Raw genomic sequence first — 252 nt, 5'->3', positions numbered from 1 at the left:
CCATTAGCTATATCGCCGTCAATGTCAAAAACGGACGTTCATTAGCCTCAGGTTTATATTACATGGCTTATTATGCGGGCGGCACGATGGGTGCATGGCTGTGCGGTATCGTTTATGCACGTGGACAATGGTCATTAACCGTTTGGCTATTATTATTTGTACAAGTATTGGCACTTTTGGTCGCAAGTTTTGGCATGATAAAAACAAAATCGCGTCCTGCTTAATGCCAGACAAGCTAACACCAGACAAACC

1 pseudogene is annotated in these 252 nt (G+C 43.7%); it reads left to right on the top strand.

What is annotated here, in order from left to right:
* A pseudogene (locus AAEY75_RS16275) lies at positions 1-224 on the top strand (MFS transporter); the annotation flags it as partial.
* Positions 225-252 lie beyond the last annotated feature (28 nt).

Source organism: Psychrobacter sp. TB55-MNA-CIBAN-0194 (genome assembly GCF_040309505.1).
GTDB lineage: Bacteria > Pseudomonadota > Gammaproteobacteria > Pseudomonadales > Moraxellaceae > Psychrobacter > Psychrobacter fozii.
Note: the sequence above shows the minus strand (reverse complement) of the source record. Positions and strands in the feature narration are given on the sequence as shown.